1 protein-coding gene and 1 pseudogene are annotated in these 666 nt (G+C 69.8%); both read left to right on the plus strand.

Annotated features, from left to right (window positions below; genetic code table 11):
* Positions 1–267: 267 nt before the first annotated feature.
* Positions 268–471, plus strand: a complete 204-nt coding sequence (locus IEZ15_RS46330; protein ID WP_373302784.1) for a DUF6233 domain-containing protein — start codon at positions 268–270, stop codon at positions 469–471.
* A gap of 12 nt (positions 472–483) precedes the next feature.
* A pseudogene (locus tag IEZ15_RS44210) lies at positions 484–666 on the plus strand (IS3-like element ISMyma3 family transposase); the annotation flags it as partial.

Below are 666 nucleotides of genomic sequence, written 5' to 3' on the forward strand. Positions count from 1 at the left end.
ACGGGCTTCGCCCGGCGATACGCGGGGACGGTACACGCGGCGCCGGACGCGAGTGCGGCCACCGCGGCCTGAGCCGTCGGGCTCAGGCCGCAGTCGCCTCTGTCCGCTTTCATGCTGCGGCTGGTGATGGAGGGCGGCCGCCCGCCGCGGCAAGCCACCGTGCCGGGCCGTGCCCGTCGATCGCGGCCCACAGGAGCGTCAATCCAAGTGCGCTGATCAGTCGAGCGGCGGCGGGTGGAGCGGGCGCGGGCGGAGCAGTCGTGAAAGATCCAGCCGCGGCGGTCGGGATCGGTCGCGCTCCTGCATCGCGGGGGATGCTCCCTGTATCCGAATGAGATGGGGTTCATCAGTCGCGAGGACGCTGTCATCGCTCTCGGGGACCCGGACATCGAGGCCTGTCAGATCTGTAGTCCGGAGACGGGGCTGCTGCAGGTGAACCGCCCCGGGTCAGGTGGAGGCTCGATTTCATGAAAGGATCGAGTCATGGCACGACCTTCCCGTTACCCGCTTGAGCTGCGCCGACGTGCGGTGCGCATGGTCGCCGAGGTCCGCGGCGACCACCCGACCGAGACCGCGGCCTTGCAGGCGGTGGTCGAGAAGCTGGACATCGGCTCCCGCGAGACGCTGCGGAACTGGGTCAAGCAGCACGAGATCGACGCCGGGCAG

Origin of the sequence: Streptomyces atratus, from assembly GCF_014648655.1 — a bacterium.
GTDB lineage: Bacteria > Actinomycetota > Actinomycetes > Streptomycetales > Streptomycetaceae > Streptomyces > Streptomyces atratus.